15 protein-coding genes are annotated in these 22225 nt (G+C 52.6%); 10 read left to right on the top strand and 5 right to left on the bottom strand.

What is annotated here, in order from left to right; translation table 11 throughout:
- Positions 1-513: 513 nt before the first annotated feature.
- From pdhR to traT, 5 genes are all read left to right on the top strand, one after another.
- Positions 514-1278 (top strand): pyruvate dehydrogenase complex transcriptional repressor PdhR, encoded by a 765-nt coding sequence (pdhR, locus tag HV314_RS20765; protein WP_003018699.1) that lies wholly within the window; start codon positions 514-516, stop codon positions 1276-1278.
- A 162-nt stretch (positions 1279-1440) separates the two neighbouring features.
- Positions 1441-4104 carry a pyruvate dehydrogenase (acetyl-transferring), homodimeric type gene (gene aceE / locus HV314_RS20760; protein WP_016151717.1) on the top strand — a complete coding sequence of 888 codons (2664 nt, stop codon included), beginning with the start codon at positions 1441-1443 and terminating at the stop codon, positions 4102-4104.
- Positions 4105-4118: 14 nt separating this feature from the next.
- The gene (gene aceF, locus HV314_RS20755) at positions 4119-6011 is read left to right on the top strand and encodes a pyruvate dehydrogenase complex dihydrolipoyllysine-residue acetyltransferase (protein ID WP_181546593.1); all 1893 of its coding nucleotides are present in this window, start codon (positions 4119-4121) and stop codon (positions 6009-6011) included.
- Positions 6012-6186: 175 nt separating this feature from the next.
- Positions 6187-7611, top strand: a complete 1425-nt coding sequence (lpdA, locus tag HV314_RS20750; protein WP_003018686.1) for a dihydrolipoyl dehydrogenase — start codon at positions 6187-6189, stop codon at positions 7609-7611.
- 195 nt (positions 7612-7806) lie between these two features.
- Positions 7807-8538, top strand: coding sequence for a conjugal transfer complement resistance protein TraT (traT, locus tag HV314_RS20745; protein WP_043018444.1), 732 nt, complete (start codon positions 7807-7809; stop codon positions 8536-8538).
- A 61-nt stretch (positions 8539-8599) separates the two neighbouring features.
- Here traT and HV314_RS20740 read toward each other — a convergent pair whose 3' ends face one another.
- A complete protein-coding gene (locus tag HV314_RS20740; protein ID WP_181546591.1) occupies positions 8600-9394 on the bottom strand; it encodes a DUF2950 family protein in 795 nt (264 codons plus the stop codon).
- 10 nt (positions 9395-9404) lie between these two features.
- Positions 9405-11024, bottom strand: coding sequence for a DUF3300 domain-containing protein (locus HV314_RS20735; protein WP_181546589.1), 1620 nt, complete (start codon positions 11022-11024; stop codon positions 9405-9407).
- A gap of 447 nt (positions 11025-11471) precedes the next feature.
- Between HV314_RS20735 and acnB the strand changes: the two genes are divergently transcribed.
- Together acnB and yacL are read left to right on the top strand one after the other, a co-directional pair.
- Positions 11472-14069, top strand: coding sequence for a bifunctional aconitate hydratase 2/2-methylisocitrate dehydratase (gene acnB / locus HV314_RS20730; protein ID WP_181546587.1), 2598 nt, complete (start codon positions 11472-11474; stop codon positions 14067-14069).
- 174 nt (positions 14070-14243) lie between these two features.
- Positions 14244-14606, top strand: coding sequence for a protein YacL (gene yacL / locus HV314_RS20725; protein WP_075847966.1), 363 nt, complete (start codon positions 14244-14246; stop codon positions 14604-14606).
- 83 nt (positions 14607-14689) lie between these two features.
- Here the strand turns inward: yacL and HV314_RS20720 are convergent, their stop codons facing one another.
- Both HV314_RS20720 and HV314_RS20715 read right to left on the bottom strand, forming a co-directional pair.
- Entirely contained in the window at positions 14690-16753 is a 2064-nt protein-coding gene (locus HV314_RS20720; protein ID WP_203457719.1) for a glycoside hydrolase family 36 protein, read from the bottom strand.
- A gap of 17 nt (positions 16754-16770) precedes the next feature.
- Positions 16771-18174: a sugar porter family MFS transporter gene (locus HV314_RS20715; RefSeq protein WP_181546585.1), complete on the bottom strand. Its 1404-nt coding sequence runs from the start codon at positions 18172-18174 to the stop codon at positions 16771-16773.
- A 238-nt stretch (positions 18175-18412) separates the two neighbouring features.
- On the opposite strand from HV314_RS20715, the gene HV314_RS20710 reads away from it, so the two are divergent.
- Positions 18413-19408 (top strand): LacI family DNA-binding transcriptional regulator, encoded by a 996-nt coding sequence (locus HV314_RS20710; protein WP_131380640.1) that lies wholly within the window; start codon positions 18413-18415, stop codon positions 19406-19408.
- Positions 19409-19435: 27 nt separating this feature from the next.
- Here the strand turns inward: HV314_RS20710 and HV314_RS20705 are convergent, their stop codons facing one another.
- Positions 19436-19783, bottom strand: coding sequence for a YacC family pilotin-like protein (locus tag HV314_RS20705; protein WP_003018667.1), 348 nt, complete (start codon positions 19781-19783; stop codon positions 19436-19438).
- Between the two features lie 153 nt (positions 19784-19936).
- Between HV314_RS20705 and cueO the strand changes: the two genes are divergently transcribed.
- Both cueO and HV314_RS20695 read left to right on the top strand, forming a co-directional pair.
- Positions 19937-21553 carry a multicopper oxidase CueO gene (cueO, locus tag HV314_RS20700; RefSeq protein ID WP_181546583.1) on the top strand — a complete coding sequence of 539 codons (1617 nt, stop codon included), beginning with the start codon at positions 19937-19939 and terminating at the stop codon, positions 21551-21553.
- Between the two features lie 121 nt (positions 21554-21674).
- A complete protein-coding gene (locus HV314_RS20695) occupies positions 21675-22196 on the top strand; it encodes a hypothetical protein (protein WP_016155709.1) in 522 nt (173 codons plus the stop codon).
- Positions 22197-22225 lie beyond the last annotated feature (29 nt).

Genomic DNA, 22225 nt, shown 5'->3' with positions numbered 1-22225 from the left:
ACTACGCAGCAATGCGTGTGTAAGTTTGCAATTCCGTTTGTTGTATTTATTTGTTTACAGATGCTTTATATAAAATGTTGCCTCAATGCTTTTGTCTTGATCAGAATAATGATATGCGAGCGCGAATGCACCTGCTTTATGCGGGCAAGATGACGAGTTGAATAAAAAGAAACCATTTGTAAATGCGAGTTTATCTACCACAAAATTTCCATTTTGAATTTTTATTCACTAATTGTGGCTAATGTGTCGATAAATAATCAGGTGAATCGGTTCAGATGAGATATTTTTTCGTTTCAATTCCGTTAAAACTACCCCGTGGTGGGTAAATTTAACATTTGTGCATAGTTACATGTTTGAAACGTTATTTCTGTAATGTTGTTAAAATATGCCCCCTTTACTGATTTCAATCAAAACCTGTATGGACAGAAGGTGAATACTTTGTTACTTTAGCGTCAAGAACATGAAATTGGTAAGACCAATTGACTCCGGGCAAATGGCTTAAGACAGGAAATCATGGCCTACAGCAAAATCCGCCAACCAAAACTCTCCGATGTGATTGAGCAGCAGCTGGAGTTTTTAATTCTTGAGGGGACACTTCGCCCCGGAGAAAAACTCCCACCGGAACGCGAGCTGGCAAAACAGTTCGACGTCTCCCGCCCCTCCTTACGCGAGGCGATCCAACGCCTTGAAGCGAAGGGGTTACTGCTTCGTCGTCAGGGCGGTGGCACTTTTGTTCAGAGCAGCCTGTGGCAGAGCTTTAGCGACCCACTGGTAGAGCTGCTCTCCGACCATCCTGAATCCCAGTTTGACCTGCTTGAGACGCGCCATGCGCTGGAAGGTATTGCAGCCTATTACGCTGCACTGCGCAGCACGGATGAAGACAAAACGCGTATCCGTGAACTCCACCATGCGATCGAGCTTGCTCAACAGTCCGGCGATCTTGACGGCGAATCTGACGCGGTACTCCAGTATCAAATTGCTGTCACCGAAGCGGCACATAATGTGGTGCTGCTCCATTTGCTAAGGTGTATGGAGCCGATGCTGGCCCAGAACGTTCGGCAAAACTTCGAATTGCTGTATGCGCGTCGCGAGATGCTGCCGCTGGTGAGCAGTCACCGTACCCGCATCTTTGAAGCAATTATCGCCGGGAAGCCTGAAGAAGCGCGTGAAGCGTCTCACCGTCACCTGGCGTTTATCGAAGAGATTCTGCTGGACAGAAGCCGTGAGGAAAGCCGTCGTGAACGCGCCTTACGCCGTCTGGAGCAACGAAAGAATTAGTGATTTTTCTGGCAGAACGTTAACCAGAAGATGTTGTAAATCAAGCGCTATCGAAAGGCGCGGCAACTAAACGCAGAACCTGTCTTATTACGCTCTCTGGTGAGAACGTAATGGGACAGGTTCCAGATAACTCAACGTATTAGATAGATAAGGAATACCCCCATGTCAGAACGTTTCCCAAATGACGTGGATCCGATCGAAACTCGCGACTGGCTACAGGCGATCGAATCGGTCATCCGTGAAGAAGGTGTTGAGCGTGCTCAGTATCTGATCGACCAACTGCTTTCAGAAGCTCGCAAAGGCGGCGTGAAAGTAGCGGCAGGTGCTGGGGCCAGCAATTATGTAAACACTATTGCCGTTGAAGATGAACCGGAATACCCGGGCAATCTGGAGCTGGAGCGTCGTATTCGTTCTGCTATCCGCTGGAACGCCATCATGACCGTACTGCGCGCGTCTAAAAAGGACCTCGAGCTGGGTGGCCACATGGCATCCTTCCAGTCCTCCGCAACGGTGTATGATGTTTGCTTCAACCACTTCTTCCGTGCACGCAACGAGCAGGATGGCGGCGATCTGGTTTACTTCCAGGGCCACATCTCTCCGGGCATCTACGCTCGCGCATTCCTGGAAGGTCGTCTGACTGAAGAGCAGATGAACAACTTCCGTCAGGAAGTACATGGCAAAGGCCTGTCTTCCTACCCGCACCCGAAACTGATGCCGGAATTCTGGCAGTTCCCGACCGTATCTATGGGTCTGGGCCCAATCGGTGCAATCTACCAGGCTAAGTTCCTGAAATATCTGGAACACCGTGGACTGAAAGATACCTCTAAACAAACCGTTTACGCCTTCCTGGGCGACGGCGAAATGGATGAGCCAGAATCTAAGGGTGCTATCACCATCGCGACCCGTGAGAAACTGGACAACCTGGTCTTTGTTATCAACTGTAACCTGCAGCGTCTTGACGGTCCGGTCACCGGTAACGGCAAGATTGTTAACGAACTGGAAGGCATCTTCGCGGGCGCTGGCTGGAACGTTATCAAAGTCATGTGGGGCGGTCGTTGGGATGAACTGCTGCGTAAAGATACCAGCGGTAAACTGATCCAACTGATGAACGAAACCGTTGACGGCGACTACCAGACCTTTAAATCCAAAGATGGCGCATACGTACGTGAGCACTTCTTCGGTAAATACCCGGAAACCGCAGCTCTGGTTGCTGACTGGACTGACGAGCAGATTTGGGCTCTGAACCGTGGTGGTCACGATCCGAAGAAAGTCTACGCTGCACTGAAGAAAGCGCAGGAAACCAAAGGCAAAGCCACTGTAATCCTGGCCCATACCATCAAAGGTTACGGCATGGGTGACACCGCCGAAGGTAAAAACATCGCTCACCAGGTTAAGAAAATGAACATGGACGGCGTGCGTTATATCCGCGACCGTTTCAACGTTCCTGTGACCGATGAGCAGGTTGAAAACCTGTCTTACATCACCTTCCCGGAAGGTTCTGAAGAGCACACTTATCTGCACGCTCAGCGTCAGAAACTGCACGGCTATCTGCCTGCTCGTCAGCCGAACTTCACCGAGAAGCTGGAACTGCCTGCTCTGGAAGACTTCGGTGCGCTGCTGGAAGAGCAGAACAAAGAAATCTCCACCACTATCGCTTTCGTTCGTGCCCTGAACGTAATGCTGAAGAACAAGTCGATTAAAGATCGTCTGGTTCCGATCATCGCTGACGAAGCGCGTACTTTCGGTATGGAAGGTCTGTTCCGTCAGATCGGTATCTACAGCCCGAACGGTCAGCAGTACACCCCGCAGGACCGTGAGCAGGTTGCTTACTATAAAGAAGACGAGAAAGGTCAGATCCTGCAGGAAGGCATCAACGAACTGGGTGCTGGCGCATCCTGGCTGGCTGCTGCGACCTCCTACAGCACCAACGATCTGCCGATGATTCCGTTCTACATCTACTACTCCATGTTCGGGTTCCAGCGTATCGGTGACCTGTGCTGGCAGGCAGGCGACCAACAGGCTCGCGGCTTCCTGGTAGGGGGAACTTCTGGTCGTACGACGCTGAACGGCGAAGGTCTGCAGCACGAAGATGGTCACAGCCATATTCAGTCTCTGACTATCCCGAACTGTATCTCTTACGATCCGTCTTACGCGTACGAAGTTGCGGTCATCATGCACGATGGTCTGGAGCGTATGTACGGTGAGAAACAAGAGAACGTTTACTACTACATCACCACGCTGAACGAAAACTACCACATGCCGGCAATGCCAGCAGGTGCCGAGGAAGGTATCCGTAAAGGTATCTACAAACTCGAAACCCTCGAAGGTAAGAAAGGTAAAGTTCAGCTGCTGGGCTCCGGTTCTATCCTGCGTCACGTGCGTGAAGCAGCACAGATCCTGGCGAACGACTACGGTGTAGGTTCTGACGTTTACAGCGTAACCTCCTTCACTGAACTGGCGCGTGATGGCCAGGATTGTGAACGCTGGAACATGCTGCACCCGATGGAAACTCCGCGCGTTCCGTACATCGCTCAGGTGATGAACGACGCTCCGGCAGTGGCATCTACTGACTATATGAAACTGTTTGCCGAACAGGTTCGTACTTATGTACCGGCTGATGATTATCGCGTACTGGGTACTGACGGCTTCGGTCGCTCTGACAGCCGTGAAAACCTGCGTCACCACTTCGAAGTTGATGCTTCTTATGTGGTTGTAGCGGCCCTGGGCGAACTGGCTAAACGTGGCGAAATCGATAAGAAAGTGGTTGCTGACGCAATCATCAAATTCAACATCGATGCAGATAAAGTTAACCCGCGTCTGGCGTAAGAGGTAAAAGAATAATGGCTATCGAAATCAATGTACCGGACATCGGGGCTGATGAAGTTGAAATCACCGAGATCCTGGTCAAAGTAGGCGACAAAGTTGAAGCTGAACAGTCGCTGATCACCGTAGAAGGCGACAAAGCCTCTATGGAAGTTCCGTCTCCTCAGGCAGGTATCGTTAAAGAGATCAAAGTCTCTGTTGGCGACAAAACTGAGACCGGCAAACTGATCATGATTTTCGATTCCGCCGATGGTGCAGCAGCCGCTGCACCTGCTCCGGCAGAAGAGAAGAAAGAAGCAGCTCCGGCAGCAGCACCTGCTGCGGCAGCGGCGAAAGAAGTACACGTACCGGACATCGGCGGTGACGAAGTCGAAGTTACCGAGGTTATGGTTAAAGTGGGCGACACCGTTGCGGCTGAACAGTCTCTGATCACCGTTGAAGGCGATAAAGCGTCGATGGAAGTTCCGGCGCCGTTCGCGGGCACCGTTAAAGAGATCAAAATCAACACGGGCGACAAAGTGTCTACCGGTTCTCTGATTATGGTCTTCGAAGTTGCAGGCGCAGCGCCTGCTGCAGCACCGGCTCAGGCGGCAGCTCCAGCAGCAGCGGCGGCTCCGGCAGCTTCTGGCTCGAAAGAGGTTAACGTTCCGGATATCGGCGGTGACGAAGTTGAAGTCACTGAAGTGATGGTTAAAGTGGGCGATAAAATTGCCGCTGAGCAGTCACTGATTACCGTTGAAGGCGATAAAGCGTCGATGGAAGTTCCGGCACCGTTCGCGGGCACCGTGAAAGAAATCAAAATCAGCACCGGCGACAAAGTCAAAACCGGTTCTCTGATTATGATCTTCGAAGTTGAAGGCGCAGCATCTGCTGCCGCTCCAGCTGCCGCGGCTGCTCCAGCCTCTGCAGCTGCACCGGCTCAGGCTGCTAAACCAGCCGCAGCTCCGGCCGCGAAAGCGGAAGGTAAATCTGAGTTCGCTGAGAACGACGCTTACGTTCATGCAACACCGCTGATTCGTCGCCTGGCGCGCGAGTTCGGTGTAAACCTGGCGAAAGTGAAAGGTTCTGGCCGTAAAGGTCGTATCCTGCGTGAAGACGTTCAGGCTTACGTGAAAGACGCTATCAAGCGTGCTGAAGCTGCTCCGGCAGCAGCAGGCGGCGGTATTCCGGGCATGCTGCCTTGGCCGAAAGTGGACTTCAGCAAGTTTGGTGAAATCGAAGAAGTGGAACTGGGTCGTATCCAGAAAATCTCTGGTGCTAACCTGAGCCGTAACTGGGTGATGATCCCGCACGTTACTCACTTCGACAAGACCGATATCACCGATCTGGAAGCGTTCCGTAAACAGCAGAACGCCGAAGCTGAAAAACGTAAACTGGATGTGAAATTCACGCCAGTGGTCTTCATCATGAAAGCCGTTGCCGCCGCTCTGGAACAGATGCCGCGCTTCAACAGCTCTCTGTCTGAAGACGGTCAGCGTCTGACCCTGAAAAAATACATCAACATCGGTGTCGCGGTGGATACGCCGAATGGTCTGGTTGTTCCGGTCTTCAAAGACGTGAACAAGAAGAGCATTACCGAGCTGTCTCGTGAACTGACCACCATCTCCAAGAAAGCGCGTGATGGCAAGCTGACCGCTGGCGAAATGCAGGGCGGTTGCTTCACCATCTCCAGCATCGGTGGCCTGGGTACGACCCACTTCGCGCCGATTGTGAACGCGCCGGAAGTGGCTATCCTCGGTGTCTCCAAGTCCTCTATGGAGCCAGTGTGGAACGGTAAAGAGTTTATGCCGCGTCTGATGATGCCGATTTCGCTCTCCTTCGACCACCGCGTAATCGACGGTGCTGATGGTGCGCGCTTTATCACCATCATCAACAACATGCTGTCTGACATTCGCCGCCTGGTGATGTAAGCGAAAAAGCCGGCCCGACGGCCGGCTTTTTTCTGGTAATCTCATGAAGTCAGTGAGGTTATTGTGCGAAAGACAAATCGGTTGCCGTTTGTTGTTTCAAAATTGTTAACAATTTTGTAAAATACGGGCGGATAGAACGACCCGGTGGACGACGGGTATAAATTAAGAGGTCATGATGAGCACTGAAATCAAAACTCAGGTCGTGGTACTTGGGGCAGGCCCTGCAGGTTACTCTGCTGCCTTCCGTTGCGCAGATTTAGGTCTGGAGACCGTCATCGTAGAACGTTACAGCACCCTCGGTGGTGTTTGTCTGAACGTCGGCTGTATCCCTTCTAAAGCGCTGCTGCACGTAGCAAAAGTTATCGAAGAAGCCAAAGCGCTGGCTGAACACGGTATCGTTTTTGGCGAGCCGAAAACCGATATCGACAAGATTCGTACCTGGAAAGAAAAAGTTATCACTCAACTGACCGGCGGTCTGGCGGGTATGGCCAAAGGCCGTAAAGTGAAAGTGGTTAACGGTCTGGGTAAATTTACCGGGGCGAACACCCTGGAAGTTGAAGGTGAAAACGGCAAAACCGTGATCAACTTTGACAACGCGATCATCGCGGCGGGTTCCCGTCCGATCGAACTGCCATTCATTCCGCATGAAGATCCGCGCGTGTGGGATTCCACCGATGCACTGGAACTGAAAACTGTTCCTAAGCGCCTGCTGGTAATGGGCGGCGGTATCATCGGTCTGGAAATGGGTACCGTGTACCATGCGCTGGGTTCAGAGATCGACGTGGTTGAAATGTTCGACCAGGTTATCCCGGCTGCCGATAAAGACGTGGTTAAAGTCTTTACCAAACGCATCAGCAAGAAATTCAACCTGATGCTGGAAACCAAAGTAACTGCCGTTGAAGCGAAAGAAGACGGTATCTACGTTTCCATGGAAGGCAAAAAAGCGCCTGCTGAAGCTCAGCGTTACGATGCAGTGCTGGTGGCTATCGGTCGTGTACCGAACGGCAAAAACCTCGACGCGGGCAAAGCTGGCGTGGAAGTTGATGACCGTGGCTTCATCCGCGTTGACAAACAGCTGCGTACCAACGTGCCGCACATCTTTGCTATCGGCGATATCGTCGGTCAGCCGATGCTGGCGCACAAAGGTGTTCACGAAGGTCACGTTGCCGCTGAAGTTATCGCCGGTAAGAAACACTACTTCGATCCGAAAGTTATCCCATCCATCGCATACACTGAACCAGAAGTTGCATGGGTTGGCCTGACTGAGAAAGAAGCGAAAGAGAAAGGCATCAGCTACGAAACCGCCACCTTCCCGTGGGCTGCTTCTGGTCGTGCTATCGCTTCCGACTGCGCAGACGGTATGACTAAACTGATTTTCGACAAAGAATCTCACCGTGTTATCGGTGGTGCGATTGTCGGTACCAACGGCGGCGAGCTGCTGGGTGAAATCGGTCTGGCGATCGAAATGGGTTGTGATGCTGAAGACATCGCGCTGACCATCCACGCGCACCCGACTCTGCATGAGTCTGTGGGCCTGGCGGCAGAAGTGTTCGAAGGTAGCATCACCGACCTGCCAAACCCGAAAGCGAAGAAAAAGTAATCTTCCCGCTTTTGTGAAAACGCCTCTTCGGAGGCGTTTTTTTTGCCTGAAAGCTACCAGTTCTGGTAGTCATCTTATTGATATTTCCACTAAAAAAAATTGCGCAACTGCCGATACTTTTTTCGCCATTGTGTGGCTACTGGCCGCGCGGTTAAGAGGCTCTGGATTCTCTATTACACGAAAAAAGGAAATAACATGTCTTTAAAAAAAATCGCGGTTGTTGGCATGGTTGTCGCGACAATGACGCTGACTGGTTGTGGCGCGATGACCACCGCCGTTAAAAAACGTAATCTCGAAGTGAAAACGCAGATGAGTGAAACCATCTGGCTGGAGCCTTCCAGCGAGAAGACCGTCTACATTCAAGTAAAAAACACTTCTGATAAAGACATGAGCAACCTGCAAACCCTGCTGGCAAACGACCTGTCTGCGAAGGGCTATAAAGTGACCAGTTCACCAGACAGCGCTTACTACTGGGTGCAGGCGAACGTACTGAAAGCGGACAAAATGGATCTGCGTGAAGCTCAGGGCTTCCTGAAGACCGGCTATGAAGGGGCAGCGGTGGGTGCTGCGTTGGGAGCGGGGATCACTGCCTATAACAGCAACTCCTCCGGCGCGGCGCTGGGCGTTGGCCTGGCGGCGGGGCTGATCGGTATGGCCGCGGATGCCATGGTAGAAGACGTGAACTACACCATGGTCACTGACCTGCAAATCTCTGAGCGCAGCAAAGCGAAAGTGACAACGGATAACGTTGCCGCACTGCGCCAGGGCACGTCCGGTATCAAGCTGCAAACCAGCAGCGCGCAGGGCGATCGCGCAAAATACCAGACCCGCGTCGTGTCTAATGCCAACAAAGTGAACCTGAAGTTCGAAGAAGCGAAACCGGTTCTGGAAGCGCAGCTGGCGAAATCCGTCGCTAACATCCTGTAATCTCTCGTGAGTTGGCCGGAGGGGGGGCGCTTCCCCGGCCAAATCACTATTTGACTGGCATTCAGGGCGCTACGGGCTGCCAGTTTTTATCCAGATGATATACGGTTAACGCCTGGGCTTTCTGCTGTGCATCAGCGCCGAGATCGGCCTGATAGACTTTATCATCACCGTTAATCATAAAACTCATAACACCAGTGTGATCGTAGCTGACGGGCCAGGCAACCATCGCAAAGCCGCTGGTTTTATCGGGAAGGATACGGAAACGATAGCCGTGATAGCCCGTTCCAGGCTCCTGCGGACTAAAGGCCGGGCCAAGCGGGCTTGGCGCTTCGCCGGGCGAAACAGGCCAGTACAGACCATCTTTTTTCCCTTCAGAACTGACAATCTTTTGCGCGTATTTTTGGTTCATCGCAAAGTAGCTTTGCTGAGCATCTACATAGGCGTGTAATGCTTCAATAGCCGCAAGTTCGTTGCGCCCAATCTCACGGGTCAGGATCTCTTCAGCCGCTTCCTTGATATCAAATTGCCAGCCGGAAGCACTTTTAACAACCGGGATCGGCAGTTGCCAGTCGCTGTCCCCGACCACCAGGTGCGCGGTATTGCCGTCGATGACGGTATTATGGCGGACCTTCCAGTCGCGCAGGAAGCGATCAACCGCATCAGGATCGACGCCTTCCGGTGGCAGAAACTCGCGCCAGTTTTCCCCGAGCAGGTTGTTCATCGCGCTTTCATTCTGCTCGCTTATCGCGGTTGCAAGGGCATCGGTCGCCTGGTCTGGTGTGCTGAAGGATTGCTGTGCCATCGCGGTGGTCGAAACCATGAATAACACCATTCCACTGAGTAGTTTATTTTTCATGTCGCTTCCCTTAACGATGACGGAATTCACGGTGTTCAGCACGGTCGCCGGATAGCTGGCGAGATGGCTGGTTGCGGGCGACCTGCCTGCTTTGAGCCCCTCGCTGCTGCTGCGCCTGCCAACTGGCGGAGCGACTGTCGTTGCCGCTCAGCGCATTGGCCCGCGGTTGGCTGGTCCGTTGTTGAAGATTGCGCTGCTGCACGTTGCGTTGCTGCGCTGGTTGCGTGACCCGTTTCTCTTGTCGCTGAGTGGCGGCCTGGCGATGTTCATGTTGCTGAGCGTTTGCCCGTTTTGCCGTTTGCGGTTTGCTATCGTAACCACGGTAGTTATTACGCTGGGAAATTTGCTTTAGTTGTTGGCTGGATGCCTGACGCTGGGCGTCTTTCGTTCCCGTACGCGCCGTCTGGGGGAAGGTTTTCCCCGTTGATTTTTCCATCTGGCTCAACGCGGCCTGACGCTGGCTATCACGGTTGACCGGTCTTTGCTGGGTTGAGCTTAGGCCCGTAGCCGTGTTAGTGGAGTGGAAGCGGTTATTGAGCTGGCTATTAGGGTACGGCACCCCTTCGCGATAGGCCGGGTTGTGCTGCCAGGTACGGTTGGCATCCGTCAGACGCTGTCCACTGATTTTATTGAAGTTATCAACGTTGATATTGATGTTGTTATCACCGTTGCGGTTATAGCCGCCATGGTTATCCCAGTCATCGTTATGATGGTGATCCCAGTCATCGTCGTCATCCCAGTCAATATTGCTGAAAATGGCATAAGTTGTGGCGACGCCGAGGCTGAAGCCTAAACCGTTAACGAAGCTGTTGCCAAACTGCTCGCCGGGCGTTGGCGGTAGATAGGTTGGCGGATAGGCGGTGTTCGGCCAGGTACCGTAAACCGTATTTGGGTTATAGGTGGGAACGTAAACTACCTGCGGGTCGGCGGATTCAATTTTGATTACCGTTGGGCTTGCTGAAGCAGCGGTCGTGGCTGTTGTGGTTGTTGACTCGCTGGTGACGGTTTTAGCCGGTGCTGCTTTGGTCACGGTGGTAACGGTCTGCTGCGGTGTTGATTGCAATGCTCCGGTCTGTTGCGCCAGCGCACGCAGGCGTTGAACGGAATCCATAACCTCTTTCGGCTGCGCAAGGAATGCATCGCCCAGGCTCTGTACCCACGGCGGATTTTCACCCATCAGCGACATCAGCTGTGGAAACGCCACCAGCGATTTCACGCTGGGATCCCAGGGTTGGCTGGCAACGGCCTGAATGGCGGCATCACCCTGCATTTTGGGATTGTCTTTTGACCACTGCGCGGCCTGGATGACGTTGGCCGGGTAGGTTGAGGCCATCAAAATTTGCGACAGCAGTGAATCCGGATAGAGCGCGATAGGCGCAACCCACTGATCGATTTGTGCCGATGTGTACGTAGGGGCTGCGGTGGGCGCTGGTTGGTCCGCCGGGGCAGGGGCCGCTATGGGAGCCGGGGCAGGGGCCGCTACGGGAGCCGGGGCGGACGGTTGCTGTGCGACGGGGGCTGGAGCTGCTGGCTCCGTTGCGCGACTTTTAACGAACATCACGCCAGAGGCGGCAAACAGCCCGGCACTGCACAGAAGGACAAGCAGATGTGGCTTAAAGGGCAACTTCATAAAATGACTCCAACGAGACGAGCGCTGTGCCGTGAGGCGTTCTGTTGCCGCGAGTATTATTCACCCGTGTTAGATAGTTTTGACTTTTATTGGGGATTCACCCGGCAGGTCCGGAAAAAGAGTGTGAAGATTTATTACACAATTATATCTGATGGCTGAAAAATCGCTGGAATATTCAGCATGTCACGCTTGAAAATTAACCGTTTTACATCGTTTTTAGGGAGCCTAAATTACGCCCCGCCTTGTCGCTACACCATTCTTAACGATTCAGCCAATTTTTTATGTTGCTTTTTTGTAAACGGATTAACACTTAATGAAAATCCTGTTATTGTGCCTTACGCGGTACCGGGCATTTACCCTACTAACTACTGTCTCACAGGAGCGTGAAGAGAATCGCCCATCTACAAAAGCGCCGCATTATGACAATGAGAGCGAGGAGATATCGTCGTGCTAGAAGAATACCGTAAGCACGTAGCTGAGCGTGCTGCCCAGGGGATTGTGCCAAAACCGTTAGACGCAACCCAAATGGCCGCACTTGTCGAGCTGCTGAAGACCCCGCCTGTGGGCGAAGAAGAATTCCTGTTAGACCTGTTGATCAACCGCGTTCCTCCTGGCGTAGATGAAGCCGCTTATGTTAAAGCGGGTTTTCTCGCTGCCGTCGCGAAAGGCGACACCACCTCCCCGCTGGTGACTCCAGAAAAAGCCATTGAACTGCTGGGCACCATGCAGGGTGGTTACAACATTCATCCGCTGATCGACGCGCTTGACGAAGCAAAACTGGCGCCGATTGCCGCCAAAGCGCTCTCCTCAACGCTGCTGATGTTCGATAACTTCTACGATGTAGAAGAAAAAGCCAAAGCGGGCAACGAATACGCGAAGCAGGTAATGCAGTCCTGGGCCGATGCCGAATGGTTCCTGAACCGTCCAGCTCTGGCTGAAAAAATCACCGTTACCGTGTTTAAAGTGACGGGTGAAACTAACACCGATGACCTCTCTCCGGCACCGGACGCATGGTCTCGCCCGGATATCCCTCTGCACGCGCTGGCGATGCTGAAAAACGCCCGTGAAGGTATCGAACCGGACCAGCCGGGCGCGGTAGGCCCGATCAAACAGATTGAAGAACTGCAGAAAAAAGGCTACCCGCTGGCGTATGTGGGTGACGTTGTTGGTACCGGCTCTTCGCGTAAATCTGCAACCAACTCCGTACTGTGGTTCATGGGCGATGATATCCCTCATGTACCGAACAAGCGCGGCGGCGGTCTGTGTCTCGGCGGCAAAATTGCACCGATCTTCTTCAATACCATGGAAGATGCGGGCGCACTGCCAATCGAAGTGGACGTCTCGAACATGAACATGGGCGACGTGATTGACGTTTACCCGTTCAAAGGAGAAGTGCGTAACCATGAAACCGGCGAATTGCTGGCAAGCTTTGAGCTGAAAACTGATGTGCTGATCGACGAAGTGCGCGCTGGTGGCCGTATTCCGCTGATCATCGGTCGTGGCCTGACCACCAAAGCGCGCGAAGCGCTGGGACTGCCGCACAGCGACGTATTCCGTCAGGCGAAAGACGTGGCGGAAAGCAGCCGCGGCTTCTCTCTGGCTCAGAAAATGGTGGGCCGCGCCTGCGGCGTGAAAGGTATCCGTCCGGGCGCGTACTGCGAACCGAAGATGACCTCTGTGGGTTCTCAGGATACCACCGGCCCGATGACCCGTGATGAACTGAAAGACCTGGCGTGCCTGGGCTTCTCTGCTGACCTGGTGATGCAGTCCTTCTGTCACACAGCGGCGTATCCAAAGCCGGTTGACGTGACCACGCACCACACTCTGCCGGACTTCATCATGAACCGTGGCGGCGTGTCGCTGCGTCCGGGCGATGGCGTAATCCACTCCTGGCTGAACCGCATGCTGTTGCCGGATACCGTCGGCACCGGCGGTGACTCCCATACTCGTTTCCCGATTGGCATCTCCTTCCCGGCGGGTTCTGGCCTGGTGGCGTTTGCTGCTGCGACCGGCGTGATGCCGCTGGATATGCCGGAATCCGTTCTGGTGCGTTTCAAAGGCAAAATGCAGCCGGGGATTACCCTGCGCGATCTGGTACACGCCATTCCGCTGTACGCGATCAAACAGGGTCTGCTGACCGTTGAGAAGAAAGGTAAGAAAAACATCTTCTCTGGCCGCATCCTCGAAATCGAAGGTCTGCCGGATCTGAAAGTGGAGCAGGCGTTCGAACTGACCGATGCCTCCGCTGAACGTTCCGCTGCCGGTTGTACCATCAAACTGAACAAAGAGCCGATCGTTGAGTATCTGAACTCTAACATCGTTCTGCTGAAGTGGATGATCGCTGAAGGTTACGGCGATCGCCGTACGCTGGAGCGTCGTGTGCAGGGGATGGAAAAATGGCTGGCGGATCCGCAATTGCTGGAAGCCGACGCTGACGCAGAATACGCGGCGGTGATCGACATCGATCTGGCGGATATCAAAGAGCCAATCCTTTGTGCACCGAACGATCCGGACGACGCGCGTCTACTGTCTGACGTGCAGGGCGAGAAGATCGATGAAGTCTTCATCGGCTCCTGCATGACTAACATCGGCCACTTCCGTGCGGCGGGTAAACTGCTGGATGCACACAAAGGCCAGTTGCCGACGCGTCTGTGGGTGGCTCCGCCAACCCGTATGGATGCGGCGCAGCTGACCGAAGAAGGCTACTACAGCGTGTTTGGTAAGAGCGGTGCGCGTATTGAGATCCCAGGCTGTTCGCTGTGCATGGGTAACCAGGCGCGTGTGGCTGACGGCGCAACGGTGGTTTCGACCTCTACCCGTAACTTCCCGAACCGTTTAGGTACCGGGGCGAACGTCTACCTGGCTTCTGCGGAGCTGGCGGCGGTTGCGGCGCTGATTGGCAAACTGCCGACGGCGGAAGAATATCAGACCTATGTGGCGCAGGTTGATAAGACGGCGGTGGATACTTACCGTTATCTGAACTTCGACCAGCTGTCTCAGTATACTGAGAAAGCCGATGGTGTGATTTTCCAGACCGCGGTGTAATACGCTAACGCGATTTGTGTAAAAACGCATCAATGCCCGGAGAAGTCTGCTTCTCCGGGCATTTTTATTTCTATTCCTTATACCCGCTACGCTTTTTTTCTGCCGCGCTGCTGCGATAATTACAGCAAGGCGCAATGCGGTATTGGCGCATTGCCGGGAGCAGAGGAAGACATTATGGATTACGAATTTCTGCGCGATATTACCGGAGTGGTAAAAGTGCGTATGTCCATGGGCCACGAGGTGGTGGGGCACTGGTTTAACGAAGAAGTGAAAGAGAACCTGGCCTTACTTGATGAAGTGGAACAGGCGGCGCATGCGGTGAAGGGCAGTGAGCGCTCCTGGCAGCGAGCAGGGCATGAATACACGCTCTGGCTGGATGGTGAAGAGGTGATGGTGCGCGCCAATCAGCTGGAATTCTCCGGAGATGAAATGGAAGAGGGGATGAGCTACTACGACGAAGAGAGCTTTTCACTTTGCGGCGTAGAGGACTTTCTTCAGGTCGTGGCGGCGTACCGCGAGTTTGTACAACAACGCTAATCAACGCGGAGCCACTCGGCTCCGCATTACTATCGGGTGAGCGCTGTGCGCACCCGATAGCCGAGCACTTTTTCGCAGGCCCGTTATCGGGTGTATTCACTGGTAAAAGTAAGGTGAAATAACCTTGCGGTCATCTTTTGGTTCAGAAAAACGCAGGCACCTGACGACTGGAGTATAGGCTGGCAGCGCGACTGTTCGGCCTGGGGATACACGCAGGTGATAGTGGCGAGTTGCGCGAGAGGGACGGTCATCGCTCCTTGTTCGCTGTCCATACGCCATACCGCGAGCCACGCCTCATGCTCGTTACGCAGGCCAAAGGCCAACCACGGTGAGGATAATGTGGGCATACCCAACGGCCAGAAAGGCTGTAGATGCGGAATTTTCTCGCGAAACGTTTTATACAGCGCAATCCCTTCCTGAACCAGCGCAAAACGTTCTTCACTCAACTCCGCCAGATGACCACTCTGATGCACCCGCAGCAGCATGCTGTTAACCATATTCATCACCACTTCTTCCCGATCCCCCTCGCGCAGTGGATAAGACCAGATAGCAGCTTGCTCAGGAGTGACCGCTGACGCTGCGGCGGCAGCGATAGCCGCCATGAGCCGATAGTCGGTTTGATCGGTAACGGATTGAATACTGTGCTGTTGCAGCATCGCGTAATCCATCCGTAAACCACCGCTGCCGCAGTTCTCGATCACCAGTTGTGGGTAGCGTTGCATTGTTTTCTGCAGCCAGGCTAGATAGGCACGGTTATGCTGCAACAGGCCATCGCCGCTGCTGTCGGCCTGGTAGTCAGTACCGCTGCCTGCATTGATGTTGTAATCCATTTTGATATAGCTAACACCGTAATCCTCGACCAGGCGCGTGATGATCCGTTCGGCATGTTCTTGTACCAATGGGTGGCGGAAATCGAGCTGATAGCGCTGATGGTCGATAACCCGTTTGCCATGTCGCTGGAAAAAACACTCATCGGGCAGCTTTTGCGCCAGCGGACAAGCTATGCCCATGACCTCAAGCTCTAACCACAGACCTGATTTCATCCCTTTGGCGGCAATATACTCAAGCGGTTCGTGGATCCCGCCAGGGAAACGCGCGGATGAAGGCAGCCATTCACCAACGCCATCCCACCATTCACCGTCCGAATACCAACCGCAATCAATGCAGAAATATTCGCAGCCAGCCTTTGCGGCTGCATCAATCAACGGCAGCAACTTTTCAGTTGTAGGGTCACCTGAGAGGCAGTTCATATAATCATTGAAGATCACTGGTAGCTGCACATTATCCTGTGAAGGGCGCATTATTCGTCGACGATAGCGCGTTATCTCTTGTAGCGCCTCTTGCAGCCCGCCGTGTACCTGGCTTACGGCAACAGGCACGGAGGTAAAGGTTTCACCGGGTAGTAGTTGTTTCCACCAGTGATTTTCGTTTTCCGTTGGCCCGCTAGCCTGCAAATAGAGACGATTACGGAAATCACCGATCTCCCATTGCCACGAACCGTTATGCTCAATTTGCCAGAGCAGTGTTGTGCCTGCCGCCGTGTCTTCAAATGCCGCCATAGGAAGATAGCCAATACTGGACCAGGTTCCTGTGTTTTCGATAGCGATACGATTAAGGGAGAAGACATTCACCTTATCCAGCCCAAGCTCAGGTGGTGTGGCGCTTTTCCACTGTGCTTCGCCGTACCAGTTATTATGCGGTAGATGCAGGACGCTATTTTTTTGCCAGGGCAGGCTGTCGATGGCGAACAACGTCAGCGAACTGACATACTCCAGGCCGATAGTATCGGCGCTGGCGTTACGGATATCACACCAGACGCGGCCCGCCTGTAGCCCACGAAAATGCTGTAGATGCCAGCGGGCGTGAACCGCTGGGCTATGTAGATCTATCTCCAGTTTTTTCCCCTGCGCATTTTCGCTTTCCCGATGGGCGTGATAGCGCAGAGAGGAGCCTGGTTCGCTACCGGTATGCTTACGGGCGTGGTGATCGTTTTGATTATGGCCACTGACATGCACCTGAATAAGAGGGAATGCACCCTGTACATCACTCTTTCCGACAAGTAAAAACTGGCTGATATAAATTTGTTGTTCTTCATTTAACTCGAAGGAAATATGAAAGTTATCTTCTTTAAAGTCTATAAAGCTCATCTTGTCGCACCCTTGTATTATTGTCCGATATTTCGCAGTTTTTTTCCTGCCATCAGGTTTTGCTCAATGCGCTCCAGTGAAATATTTTTTGTTTCAGGCACAAAAAGATAGATGATCACGAGGGCGACAATATTCAGTAGCGCATATAAATAAAATGTATGGGCGCTACCTAAACTATTTAGCAATGACAGGAAGGTTGCACTGACAATCATCCCGGCGATGTGACAGGTAAAAGTAGAGCAGGTGATACCAAATTCTCGGCCTTTCAGCGGTTGAATCTCAGAGCACAATAACCAGATAAGCGGCCCGGCAGACATGGAGAAGCCGACGATAAACAGCAACAGCATGGTAACCGTGATACCTTTCTCCAGCGCTGATAACGCATCACCGCCCAGCAACGTCCCTACGATGCTCATAGCGAAACCCATCGTGATAAAACCAGCGTACAGCATTGGTTTTCGTCCCCAGCGATCGACGAAGCCGACGGCAATAAAGGTGGCGAGCGTCATCACGAAGCCCACAATAACCGTGCCCCACATCTGCTCGGCTGTTGAAGTGAAGCCAATTTCATGGAATATACGCGGCGCGTAATACATCATCACATTTACGCCAGAGAACTGCTGCATGATTTGCAAAATAATTCCCAGGCTAACACTGCGACGAAAATTCCTGTTTTCTTTGAATAAATTCCAACCTTGTTGCTTAACGTTGAGCTGTTCTTTAATTTCGCTAAGCTCATTCTCCACCTCTTCACGGCTATTACGCAGGCGGATTAACACTATCCGAGCCTCCTCTTCACGGCCATGCATCATGAGCCAGCGCGGGCTGCGCGGCAGGAATAGCGCCCCGAACAGAAAGACCAGTGAAGGGATGGCGACAACCAGCAGCATACCGCGCCAGTTGCCGCTGTAGCTAAAGGCGGTATTGGTCAGAAAAACCAGCAAGATGCCTAGCGCAATCATCAATTGATAGGCTGATATCATTGCACCGCGAATGTTTTTTGGCGTTATTTCAGAAAGATAGAGTGGTGTCGCATAAGATGCGACACCCAGACCGACGCCGAGGATCAGCCGTCCGACGATGAGCATCCCTGGGCCAACTGCGCAGGTACAAATAATCGCTCCTAAGCAAAAGGAGGCCGCGGCGATTAATAAAGCGTATTTACGGCCCAGGCGATAGGCCAGAAAACCGCTACACAGAGTTGCGACGGCGGCGCCGACCATCATTGAACTGACCACCCACTCCTGCTGGCTATCCAGCAGTTGATACTCTTTAGCGATCAGCGGTAGTGCGCCGGAAATGACGCCGATATCCAGGCCAAATAACAGCCCTGCGAGCGCAGCCAACAGGCAAATCCAGATGACTTGGGGGCGCGTTTTATGTTTTTTGGCCGCAGCTGGAAGCGTACTATCTAATGTCATGATATAAGTACCTTTGTTTGTATGATTATTTTTAGGGCTTTTTGTTTTAATACTTAATCGATTTCGTATTGTTTTATGCTAGATCTGAAAAATAATGATTTCAATGGTTTTAACTGCATAATTGTGATCGTTGCTACACAATAAAGTCGTGTCGAAATGTTTTTTATTGTCACGTAAAAACTAATCAGTTAAATTGGCAGGAATATCCTTGTTCAGAGCTATTTAGTCCATAATAAATATGAATATAAAAGAGCTGGCGGCGTATCTTAATCTTTCGACAGCGACGGTTTCGAAAGCGCTAAATAATAAAAGCGATATCAGTAACCACACCCGTAAAAAGGTACTGGAAGCGGCGGATAAACTGGGTTACCGGCCAAATGCATCAGCCCGCTATTTGCGTAGTGGTAAAACAGGGGTCGTGGCTCTGCTGCTGCCTGCAGCGGATGATGGCAATATCCATACCGCCTCGTTCTTTATGGCTATCGCCAGGGGGCTACAGGCTAGTTTAAAAGAGAGTGCCATCGATCCGGTCATCCATATTTCTACCGATCGCGAAAGTGAGCTACAACTGCTGCATAAAATTGTTGAGCAGAATCGTGCTGACGCGATTATCCTGACAGACACTCGTATTGATGATGAACGGATCCTTCTGCTTGATGAACTAAAGTTTCCCTTTGTGACGATGGGGCAAAGCCGCTCGCTGGGCGGGAACTTCAATTGGGTCGATTTTCATCATGAGGAGATGGGGAAACAATGCGTACGTGCGGCACTGCGTCGCGGAGCGCAACGTATTGCCATTGCGACGCTTGGCCCGGACAGTATGCATGGCCGTCAGTTCTTGACCGGCTGTTTGCAGGCGTTGGCGGTGCAAGGGATTCATTACCATGACGGGTTGGTTTTCTTTGGCAGCGTAGCTGAATCTTCCGGTGAAGAGGCCGCGCGGCAATTTCTACAGCAGCCAGAGCGGCCTGATTTCATTATTTTCATCAACGACTTTTTACTGATGGGGGCGAGTCACTATCTGGCCTCGTTACCCGAGTGCGGACTCAATGAAAAAAACATGCTGTGCGCCACGGCAAGCAGCGATTTTTCTGTGCGAGTGGTGTCGTCGAGTTGTCTCTTTACCGTCGATCACGAAGAGGTTGGGCGGCAACTGGGGCTGGCGATATTGAGAGTCACTAAAGGGGAAAACCAGGCAAAATCAGTGTTGCTGACGTTGCCGGTAAAAGAGTAAGCGAAGCTTGCTGGTTCCGCAGCGCGGCTATTTAACGTAAGCCAACAGGCTCAGGGAGTCACGTGCCAGCGCTTTGCATTTCTTGGCCGTTGGGATGCCTATACCGCTGAGGTCGCGGTAGCTGTCTTCACCCAACGCTTTCATATTGAAGGTGTCGTAATTACTCAGGTCCCACTGGTTTTGCTGGGCAAAAAAGACCAGTGCGCGACGAATCTGCCCATTTGGCAAATTCTGGTATCCACAGTCATTTTTCAGAAAAACAAAAACTGCCGTTAAATCGGCCATATCTTCGGCTTCGGACTCACTAAGCGCGTAGCTGTTTGCGCATACGGCCATCAGGCTGCCGAACAAAACGGTTCTGAAAAACGTCTTCATTGCTTCTACCACTGCATCACGGAATTTAAACGTTAGCACACTGCGAGCGAAGCGACGACCTTTATTATTAGCCGTTTACTTGACCTTCCCGTAAGGGGAAGGCTTATGCTTAAAAGATAGCCTGCTTAAGCTGCTGAATATAAGGAAGTGATTATGCAACGTCGTGACTTTTTAAAGTACTCCGTGGCGCTGGGCGTCGCGTCAGCGTTACCTCTGTGGAGCCGGAGCGTATTTGCTGCAGACCGTCCCGCATTACCCATTCCAGACCTGTTAACCGCAGATGCCTCTAACCGTATGCAGCTGATCGTGCAAGCCGGACAGTCGAGTTTTGCCGGTAAAACAGCCACGACCTGGGGATATAACGGTAGTTTGCTCGGGCCGGCGGTCAAGCTGAGTAAAGGGCAATCGGTGACGGTGGATATCCATAACCAGCTTGCCGAAGAGACGACGTTGCACTGGCACGGGCTGGAAATCCCCGGTGAAGTCGACGGTGGCCCGCAAGGTATTATTCCGGCGGGTGGGAAACGTTCTGTGACCTTCACACCGGATCAGCGCGCGGCAACCTGCTGGTTCCACCCGCATCAGCATGGGAAGACTGGTCATCAGGTGGCGATGGGCCTAGCCGGACTGGTGCTGATTGAAGATGAAGAGATTCGCAAGCTGCTGCTGCCTAAGCAGTGGGGCATTGATGATGTGCCGGTGATTATTCAGGATAAACAGTTCTCTGCTGATGGTCAGGTTAACTATCAACTGGACATCATGACCGCTGCCGTCGGTTGGTTTGGCGATACGCTGCTGACCAATGGGGCGATTTATCCTCAGCATGCTGCACCGCGCGGTTGGTTGCGCCTGCGTCTGCTAAATGGTTGTAACGCACGCTCACTGAATATCGCGGCCAGCGACAATCGTCCTTTGTACGTTATTGCCAGCGACGGCGGACTGTTGGCGGAGCCAGTAAAAGTAACCGAACTTCCTATGCTGATGGGCGAACGCTTTGAAGTGCTGGTGGATGTGAGCGACGGTAAAGCGTTTGATCTGGTCACTCTGCCTGTGGGTCAGATGGGCATGGCGATTGCGCCATTTGATAAGCTGCATCCGGTGATGCGCGTTCAGCCGCTGCTGATTACCGCTTCCGGCACGTTGCCGGATACGCTGACATCCATGCCGGCGCTGCCATCTCTTGAGGGGCTGACGGTGCGCAAACTGCAATTATCGATGGACCCAATGCTCGACATGATGGGCATGCAAATGTTGATGAAGAAGTACGGCGCTCAGGCTATGGCGGGTATGGATCATGGCAAGATGATGGGCCATATGAATAATGACAATATGGGCCACGGGAACATGAAGCATGGCAATATGAACCACGGTGAGATGGGGAATATGCAGCATGGCGACATGGGCAACATGAAGCATGGAACATTCGATTTCCATAATGCCAACCGGATTAATGGTCAGGCGTTTGATATGAATAAACCGATGTTTGCCGCGGCGAAAGGTCAACACGAACGCTGGGTGATTTCCGGGCAGGGCGACATGATGCTGCATCCGTTCCACATTCACGGCACGCAGTTCCGTATTCTGTCTGAAAATGGCAAAGCGCCTGCTGCGCACCGCGCGGGATGGAAAGATACGGTGCGGGTAGAGGGCGGCGTGAGCGAGGTGCTGGTGAAATTTGACCACGACGCGCCAAAGGAACATGCCTATATGGCGCACTGCCATTTGTTAGAGCATGAGGATACCGGGATGATGCTCGGGTTTACCGTATAAACAGCGGCGGATAGCGGTGGCGCTATCCGCTAAATGTTTATTCCAAAAACGGATTATTACTCTATCGTCGAGTAAAGGCATTCATATACTGATGAGGTTAATCACTCATCACGAGGTATTCATGACCCTTTTGCGTAAAGTACTGACGGCATCTTTTATTATGCTTCTGGCGGTTTCGGCACAGGCTGCGATGAAGATGGAACGCCAACAGATTTCAAAACTGAATTTAAGTCTCGAAATTCCGCAGACGCTCACGCCGATGCCGGACGAAATGGCAAAAATCAAATACCCTTCTGAAAACCGTCCACAGGTGATTTACGGTGACGAACGCGGTAAAGCGTCTCTAGGTATTACCGCCGGGCGCAACGCGTTGCCTGCCGCTCAGTTGGATATGGCAAAGGATGCGACGCTGAAGATGCTGACCAACTTCAAGCCGCAGGCGGAACCTGTCACGGTTGATGGACATAAAGCGTGGCTGATTACTTTCCGTTCTCAAGCGCCGGATACTGAAATTCTCAATATGCTGCTGATTACCTCGCAAAACGAGAAAGCGGTGCAGGTCTCCTTCAATATGACCAAAGATCTTGTGGCTCAGTATCAGGAAGCCGCAAAAGCGTCGTTACTGTCACTGAAGTTTGAATAAAAAAACGCCCGCTGATTAGCGGGCGTTTT

This window comes from Citrobacter sp. RHBSTW-00887 (genome assembly GCF_013728095.1).
GTDB lineage: Bacteria > Pseudomonadota > Gammaproteobacteria > Enterobacterales > Enterobacteriaceae > Citrobacter > Citrobacter braakii.
Note: the sequence above shows the minus strand (reverse complement) of the source record. Positions and strands in the feature narration are given on the sequence as shown.